The 682-nt window shown below is 64.7% G+C and carries 1 protein-coding gene; it reads left to right on the top strand.

The window, feature by feature from the left end:
* Positions 1–14: 14 nt before the first annotated feature.
* On the top strand, positions 15–682 hold a 668-nt coding region (locus tag NKJ23_RS34530; RefSeq protein ID WP_352685196.1), incomplete at its 3' end, for an aldo/keto reductase.

Here is a 682-nt window from a genome sequence, read left to right as displayed (position 1 = left end):
TTGAGGAGCCGGGCATGCAGATGATGATGCTTTGGGATGGCCGCTCGGTACCGCGCATCGGAATCGGCACTTGGGCGGCGGGTGGCCCCGCGCGTTGGCGTGACACGGCGACAATCTATGGCGTGGTCGACGATATCAGGTCGCAAGCCGCGCTGGCGATGGCTTATGAGATCGGCGCGCGGGTGTTCGACACGGCTGCCGCCTACGGCGCCGGCAATGCCGAACTGATCCTCGGGCGGGCGTTGAGGGGTAAGGACGAAGCCGTCATCGTCACCAAGGTCGGCTATTTCGGCGATCCCGAAACGCGTAAGATCGCACCCGAGGATGCCTCTGCCGCGGCAATCCGGACATCGATCGACAATTCGCGGCAGCGCCTGCAGCGGGATTGTATCGACGTCGTGCTGCTACATATCAACGAGTATCCGATCGAGCGCGCCGGCGAGGTGTTCGATACGCTCGGCCTGTTGCGCCAGGAGGGCAAGATCGGCGGCTTCGGCTGGAGCACCGATCACCGCGAACGGCTTGCCGCCTACGCGCCGCGCGAGGGGTTCGTCGCCGTAGAGAACGACTTCAATGTGTTTACCCCGGCGAACGAGCTGATGGCCGTTGCGGCGCGCGAGAACCTCGTCTCGTTCAGCCGGCTGCCGCTGGCAATGGGGCTGCTCACCGGCAAATACACGCC

It is taken from the genome of Mesorhizobium sp. M0184 (assembly GCF_040322215.1).
Taxonomy (GTDB): domain Bacteria; phylum Pseudomonadota; class Alphaproteobacteria; order Rhizobiales; family Rhizobiaceae; genus Mesorhizobium.
Note: the sequence above shows the minus strand (reverse complement) of the source record. Positions and strands in the feature narration are given on the sequence as shown.